Raw genomic sequence first — 572 nt, 5'->3', positions numbered from 1 at the left:
GAGAAAGGTCACGGCAGGGATGTGGTTTCCGACTACGCTTACCAGGCAGACCATACCGATACCCTGCGCTTCAACGGTGCCAAGTTTGCCGAAGCCGTATTTACCCGTTCGGACAACAACCTGGTCATCAAAGCCTACGGTGGTGAAGATGCCGTAACCGTAGAGGGTTATTTCAATGGTTATTCCAACCGCTACTACGATTTTGCCTTTGACGACAAAACCGTTACCGCCAAAGACATGGCCGGTATGAAGGTGGAAGGCGTCGGTAGCGACGGCAACGAAAACCTTTACGGCTGGGATACCGCCGATGTGCTGGACGGCGGCAAAGGTGACGATAATCTGTACGGCTACAACGGTGATGACCTGCTCAAAGGCGGAGAAGGCGATGACAGTCTTTACGGCGGCGAAGGAGCCGATACGCTGGAAGGCAATGCGGGCAATGATTACCTGAGTGGTGAGAAAGGTGCCGACATCCTCAAAGGCGGCGAAGGCAACGATGAATTGCACGGTGGCGAAGGCAGCGACATTCTGAACGGCGGAGCCGGAGACGACAGACTGAACGGCGGCGGCAG

At 55.6% G+C, this 572-nt stretch carries 1 pseudogene; it reads left to right on the top strand.

From position 1 onward, the window contains the following. Positions 1 to 572: pseudogene (locus HMPREF2572_RS09945) on the top strand (calcium-binding protein); the annotation flags it as partial.

The organism is Neisseria sp. HMSC064E01, assembly GCF_001808875.1.
GTDB lineage: Bacteria > Pseudomonadota > Gammaproteobacteria > Burkholderiales > Neisseriaceae > Neisseria > Neisseria sicca_A.
This window is presented reverse-complemented; position numbering and strand designations above follow the sequence as displayed.